Origin of the sequence: Bradyrhizobium sp., assembly GCF_036735945.1 — a bacterium.
Lineage (GTDB): Bacteria > Pseudomonadota > Alphaproteobacteria > Rhizobiales > Xanthobacteraceae > Bradyrhizobium.
Map to the genome: position 1 here is coordinate 1 of NZ_DAINNI010000205.1, position 5,438 is coordinate 5,438.

The 5,438-nt window shown below is 65.1% G+C and carries 8 protein-coding genes; 3 read left to right on the forward strand and 5 right to left on the reverse strand.

The window, feature by feature from the left end:
* From V7E26_RS28980 to V7E26_RS28990, 3 genes are all read right to left on the reverse strand, one after another.
* On the reverse strand, positions 1–515 hold a 515-nt coding region (locus tag V7E26_RS28980), incomplete at its 3' end, for an acyltransferase (RefSeq protein WP_324422813.1).
* Between the two features lie 114 nt (positions 516–629).
* On the reverse strand, positions 630–1,016 hold the full coding sequence (locus V7E26_RS28985; protein ID WP_324422814.1) for a cupin domain-containing protein: 387 nt from the start codon (positions 1,014–1,016) through the stop codon (positions 630–632).
* Between the two features lie 69 nt (positions 1,017–1,085).
* Positions 1,086–1,865 (reverse strand): HpcH/HpaI aldolase family protein, encoded by a 780-nt coding sequence (locus V7E26_RS28990; protein WP_324422815.1) that lies wholly within the window; start codon positions 1,863–1,865, stop codon positions 1,086–1,088.
* Between the two features lie 237 nt (positions 1,866–2,102).
* Between V7E26_RS28990 and V7E26_RS28995 the strand changes: the two genes are divergently transcribed.
* Positions 2,103–2,570: a GlcG/HbpS family heme-binding protein gene (locus V7E26_RS28995; protein ID WP_324422816.1), complete on the forward strand. Its 468-nt coding sequence runs from the start codon at positions 2,103–2,105 to the stop codon at positions 2,568–2,570.
* A gap of 34 nt (positions 2,571–2,604) precedes the next feature.
* On the opposite strand, the gene murI is transcribed toward V7E26_RS28995, so the two are convergent.
* The gene (gene murI, locus V7E26_RS29000) at positions 2,605–3,393 is read right to left on the reverse strand and encodes a glutamate racemase (protein ID WP_324422817.1); all 789 of its coding nucleotides are present in this window, start codon (positions 3,391–3,393) and stop codon (positions 2,605–2,607) included.
* A gap of 300 nt (positions 3,394–3,693) precedes the next feature.
* On the opposite strand from murI, the gene V7E26_RS29005 reads away from it, so the two are divergent.
* Together V7E26_RS29005 and V7E26_RS29010 are read left to right on the forward strand one after the other, a co-directional pair.
* On the forward strand, positions 3,694–4,044 hold the full coding sequence (locus tag V7E26_RS29005) for a cupredoxin domain-containing protein (RefSeq protein WP_324422818.1): 351 nt from the start codon (positions 3,694–3,696) through the stop codon (positions 4,042–4,044).
* Between the two features lie 17 nt (positions 4,045–4,061).
* Positions 4,062–4,898 (forward strand): FTR1 family iron permease, encoded by an 837-nt coding sequence (locus V7E26_RS29010; protein WP_324422820.1) that lies wholly within the window; start codon positions 4,062–4,064, stop codon positions 4,896–4,898.
* Here V7E26_RS29010 and V7E26_RS29015 read toward each other — a convergent pair.
* A partial coding sequence (locus V7E26_RS29015) for a lyase family protein (RefSeq protein WP_324422819.1) occupies positions 4,899–5,438 on the reverse strand: 540 nt, incomplete at its 5' end. It abuts the gene before it with no gap.

The window sequence follows — 5,438 nt, forward strand, 5'->3', positions numbered from 1 at the left end:
CTGCCGAAATAATTGGCCCGCTGGCGGCCGAAATTCAGCCCGATCGCCCAGAACAGGCGGCGCAGCGGCAGGGGCAGCCGGGTGGTCCGCAGGATCTTCCGGAACGCCGGCACCTCGTCGATCGGCGCCTCCTTGGCGTGCCGGATCAGGGCATCGACCGCGGCAAGCGACATTTCGTCGGGCGCGGCCACCTTTTGCGGCAGCACGCATTCCTGCCCATCCTCGACCCGGGCGATCGCCACCATCGCGACGCTGCGGGGCAGCTCGTAAAAGGCCGGCAGCGGCCATTTGACGTAGAGGGTGCGCAGGATGGGCTGTTCCCTTGCCACCAGCGCGAATGCCTTGACGAAGATCGCCGCCCAGCCGGGTCGCTGGACGGCCTGGGCGCGGGCCTCCGACAGTCCGCGAAGATTGAGCGGGCGGGTGAGGGAAACGAAGGGCACGCGCAGTGACGCGTGCATGAGGTCGGCGACGAGGCGACGCGGCAGCGTGATTTTTCGAACCGTTCCGCGCATTGCTCCGCCCGGGTATCCACACTTGGCAAATCAAAAGCCGGCAGGCTGCCTCGGCAACCTGCCGGCCCTCATCTAACACGAACCCGGCAATTTGACGCCAGCGAGATCGTTCGCCTACGGCGCCGGCTTGGCCAGCGGCTCACCCGCCTTCACGACGTAAACTCCGAGTACTTTGAATGGTTTGTCGCCGGCTTTGGCGTCGTGAACGGCGCCTTCCGGGATCTGGTAGGATTCGCCTGCCTTGATTTTCATCGGCGGCTTGCCGTCGATGATGAGCTCCAGTTCGCCCTCCAGCACATAGCCGGTTTCGGCGCCGGGGTGGGTGTGGCGCCCCGCGGCTCCGCCGGCCGGAACTTCCGCAATCGCGGTGACGGTGTTGTAGCCGGCCGGGAAATCGAGTTTTTGCAGCGGCGTGCGCTTGATGCCGGTCTGCTGGGCGACGGCGACGCCGGCACCCGCGATAGCCACAACGGTCAATCCCAAAAGAATTTTTCTGATCATGCGTTTTCTCCCTGTGGAGAGAGCCTAGCAGCGCACGCGCCATGCTGGAAGCGGCGACGGGTGGACGGGCTATCGCTTGAGCCCGTCCAGGCTCGCGGCGATGCCGCGCTGGAACAGCGACCAGTCGAAGCCCAGCGCCAGCGCGACATAGCCGCGCGCGATCATGGCGTGGGCCTGGTCGGCGGTGCGGGCGACGCCGCCGATCGGCACGCCGCTTTTGAGGATGCGTTCCTCGGCGCGCTTCATCAGCGCCACCACATCGGGGTCGTCGGGCAGGCCGCGCTTGTCGATCGAGGTTGCGAGGTCGCCGGGGCCGATCACGGCAAGATCGATGCCCGGCGTCGCCATGATCTCGTCGATGCGATTGACCGCGTCGACATGCTCGATGGTGATCATGCAGATCATGTCGTCATCGGCAGTCGCCATGTAGTCCGCCATCGAGACGCCCCAGCGGAACGGCGCGTGGAAGGGGCCCCACAGCCGGTCGCCCTTTGGCGGATAGCGCACGCTGCGCACCGCCTTTTCGGCATCGGCCCGGCTGCAGATCATCGGAAAGTTGATGCCGAGTGCGCCGAGGTCCATCGGCGCTTTTGCCAGCGAAGGCTCGTTGGCGGCGATCCGCACCATCGGCACGCAGGGCGTGCCTGCCGTTGCTGTTATCATCGCATGCGCCGAGCCGAGATCGATCGGCCCGTGCTCGAGATCGATGATGATCCAGTCGATGCCGGAGCGGCCCATGATCTGCACGGTCTGGATCGAGGGAATGGTCGCGATCGCGCCGAAGGTCGGGCGCCCCTCGCGCCAGAGCTGGCGGAGGCGGTTCAGCGGCGCAGGCTTGGCGGAGGTCAACGGAAACTCCCTGCTGAACTGACCGGGCGATCATTCGGCGAGGGGACCATAAGGTCAAATTCGCGGCTTATCGAGCCACATTATTTTGGCGTCGCGCCCCGATTCCTGTGCAAGCGCAGATCGGCTCGGGTGCTTGGCTGGCGGCGAACCATGGGGCTTGCGACATAATTGATCGGCGACGTTTTCATCCGCCCCGGTATGATCCCCCGCACAATAAAACCCAGGGAGGAGTCGAAGATGAGGACAATTATGGCCGCCGCTGCACTCGCCGCCCTTACTGTTGGCGCATCCGCTCAGGACAAGCGCCCCGAATACGGCACAGCGATCAATGCCGCCGGTGCGAAGAAGATTGCAGCCGGCGCCCTCGCCGAATGCCAGAAGAACGGATGGAACGTGGCTGTCGCGGTGGTCGATAATCACGGCTTCCTCGTATACTTCGAACGCATGGACAACACTCAGACGGCCAGCATGGACATAGCCGTCGGAAAGGCGAGGGCCGCGGCGACTTATCGGCGCCCGACGCGCGTATTCATGGAGGCGATCAACAAGGGCGGGCCAGCCACGGCCACTCTGCCCGGGGTCTTTGCCTCGCCGGGCGGAATACCGATCATGGTCGATGGCAAAGTCACTGGCGGCGTGGGAGTGAGTGGCGTCACCGGCGACCAGGACGAACAATGCGCCAAGGCAGGCCTCGGGACTACCTAAGAAACCGCATCCCGTGTTCCATCGGCGAGCGATCTTACGCCGGCACGCGCCCGCCGAAGAACGGCATCAGCGCCTGGCTCAGCGTGTGCGGCCGCTGCGACGTGAAGATCATCTCGGCGCCCGCATCATCCCTTTCGCGGCCCGGGGCACCGAGCAGGGCCGAGACGCGCCGCGCGATCGCCGGCGCGGGATCGATCCAGTCCACCGGCCACGGCGCCAGCCGTGTCAGGCGGTCGAGCAGCAGCGGATAATGGGTGCAGGCCAAAACGACGGTGTCGGTGCGATCCGCGCCGTCGCCGACGAAGCAGGGGGCAAGCTCGGCCGCGATATCGGCATCGCGGACGTCGTTGCCGCTCAGAGCGGATTCCGCAAGCGAGGCAAGTTCCGCCGATCCCACCAGCGTCACGTCGCAGCCCTGTGCGAAATCCTCGATCAGGCGTCTCGTGTATTCGCGTTTCACGGTGCCCTTGGTGCCGAGCACCGACACGCGCCTGGTCTTCGAACTGGCGCAGGCCGGCTTGATCGCCGGCACGGTGCCGACGAACGGCACGCTGTAGGCGCTGCGCAAATGCGACATCACCAGCGTGGAGGCGGTATTGCAGGCGATCACCACCAGCGCCGGCGCGTGGCGCGCGATCAGTTCGCCGACCAGCGGTACCACGCGGGCGACGATCTGCTCCTCGCTGTGATGGCCGTAGGGAAAGAACGCGTCGTCGGCGACATAGACGAAATGCGCGTCGGGCCGCGCGCGGACGACTTCGCGCAGGACCGTGAGGCCGCCAAGGCCGGAATCGAAGACGAGGATTTTGGGCGGGGATGACACGCTGTGACCTTAGCCGATCCGCGGTTACTGTTAAGTTGCTACGAGGGGCCGGCGAGGGTCTTTCAGGTTGTCGGCGGCGAATATCGCAATTTGGGATGATTTAATTCGGCTTGGCAAGGCCGGAAAACTGCCGCGGTATCGGCCGGGCCGCTACCGCCAGCAAATACCATAGCAGCCCTGCCAAGCGGTTGCACTATTTAGAACTTCTCCAATTTGCGCCGGCGTTTTGCCCCTTCACGGCATGGCTTCCGGCAGCGTATGCCAGCGCCGGATAGCGTCAGCCAGATTGGAAAAGCCAGCATGTCCTTCCTGCGTATCTTCTCGACCGTGTTCGCCGCCCTTGCGCTCGTTTCGATCGTTGCCGCCGGTACCGCCAACGCGCAGAGCGCGACCGAGATCCAGCTCAGCTACAAGGACAAGAAGTTCGATCCGGCCGAGGTCAGCGCGCCCGCCAACACGCCGATCGTGATCAAGCTGAAGAACCTCGATTCCAAGGCGATGGAGTTCGAAAGTAAGACGTTGAAGGTGGAGAAGGTGGTCGCCGGTTCCAGCGACGCCACCATCAATGTCCGCGCGCAGAAGCCCGGCCGCTACGAATTCTTCGACGAGTACAACGAGAAGGTGGCGCGCGGCGCGCTGGTGGTGAAGTAAAGACAGCAAGCAAGCCGATCGTGATCGCCGCACTGATCATCGTTTTCCGTGAAGTCTTCGAGGCCGGTCTGATCATCGGCATCGTGCTCGCGGTTACGCGCACGGTGGCGCACCGCAACGCCTGGATCGCCGGCGGTGTGCTTGCGGGCGTCCTTGCGGCCTGCGTGGTCGCGGCCTTTGCCGGCGCGCTGTCGAACCTGTTCGCCGGCATGGGGCAGGAGCTGTTCAACGCCGCCATCCTGGCGCTCGCCGTCGTGATGCTCACCTGGCACAATGTCTGGATGGCGCGCCACGGCAAGGAACTTGCCGGCGAATTGCGTGCCGCGGGGCAGGCGGTGGTCGCTGGCGAGAAGTCGCTGCTGGCGCTCGCGGTCGTAGTCGGCGTTGCCGTGCTGCGCGAGGGCAGCGAGGTCGTGCTGTTCCTCTACGGCGTGCTGGCCACCGGCAACGACACGACCTGGGGCGTGGCGCTCGGCGGCTTTGCCGGGCTGGTGCTTGGCGCGCTGGTCTGCTGGCTGACCTATGCCGGGCTGCTCAGGATTCCGCCACGCGCGCTGTTTACGACCACGACGGTGCTGATCGCGCTGCTCGCGGCCGGCATGGCGGCGCAGGCGACCGCGTTTCTTGAGCGGGCAAACTGGCTGACCGCGCTCGACAGCGTGGTCTGGGATTCGAGCTGGCTGCTTTCCGATTCAAGCCTGCCCGGCAAGGCGCTGCATACGCTGATCGGCTACACCGACCAGCCGACCGCGATGCAACTCGTCGTCTACCTGGCGATCCTGGCCGTGACCTTCGTGCTGATGCGGCTTTACGGCGCCCCGGCAAAGACCGCGACGCCGGCACCCGCCGAATGATCAGCTCTCGCCGAACACCCGCTTGAAGATCGTGTCGACGTGCTTGAAGTGATAGCCGAGGTCGAACTGTTCCTCGATCTCGGCGTCCGTCAGGTGCTTCTTCACGTCCGCGTCTTTCTTTAGCAGCGTCTGGAAGTCGCCTTCGCCGCGCCAGACCGGCATGGCGTTGCGCTGGACGTATTTGTAGGCGTCCTCGCGGCTGGCGCCTTTCTGCGTCAGCGCGATCAGCAGCCGCTGCGAATCCACGAGGCCGCCGAGCCGGTCGAGGTTCTTCTGCATGTTGGCGGGATAGATCACGAGCTTCTCGACGAGGCCTGCAAGGCGCATCAGCGCGAAGTCGAGCGTCACGGTAGCATCCGGCCCGATCATGCGTTCGGCCGAGGAATGCGAGATGTCGCGCTCGTGCCAGAGCGCGACGTTCTCCAGCGCCGGCGTGACATAGGCGCGCACCATGCGCGACAGGCCTGTGAGGTTTTCCGACAGCACGGGGTTGCGCTTGTGCGGCATCGCCGACGAGCCCTTCTGGCCCTCGGAGAAGAA

What these genes read in the sequence shown, in the direction of transcription:
- V7E26_RS29005 (WP_324422818.1), top strand. Translation starts at nt 3,694, where the DNA reads ATGTCCTTCCTGCGTATCTTCTCGACCGTGTTCGCCGCCCTTGCGCTC.
- V7E26_RS28995 (WP_324422816.1), top strand. Translation starts at nt 2,103, where the DNA reads ATGAGGACAATTATGGCCGCCGCTGCACTCGCCGCCCTTACTGTTGGC.
- V7E26_RS28985 (WP_324422814.1), bottom strand. Translation starts at nt 1,016, where the DNA reads ATGATCAGAAAAATTCTTTTGGGATTGACCGTTGTGGCTATCGCGGGT.